General features: G+C 69.5%; 1 pseudogene. It reads left to right on the forward strand.

Annotated elements, in window-relative coordinates:
- Positions 1–220 (forward strand): annotated as a pseudogene (locus tag ACPW96_RS23365) (IS30 family transposase); the annotation flags it as partial.

The raw sequence follows: 220 nt of genomic DNA on the forward strand, positions 1-220 counted from the left end.
CTTGTCCAGCAGGCGTGGGAGGGCTTCCAGGCCGGGCTGTTCGCGAGCGAGGTGGGCGAGCGGATCGGTGTGAACCGCACGACCGCGAAGCGGATGCTGGTCGCCGCGGGCGGGGTCAGGCCGCGGCGGGGCCGGAATTTGAAGGGCAGGTATCTGTCGTTCGTCGAGCGGGAAGAGATCGCCTGCGGTGTCGCGGCGGGTGAATCGGTGCGGTCGATCT

Origin of the sequence: Micromonospora sp. DT81.3 (genome assembly GCF_049847225.1) — a bacterium.
Lineage (GTDB): Bacteria > Actinomycetota > Actinomycetes > Actinomycetales > Microbacteriaceae > Microbacterium.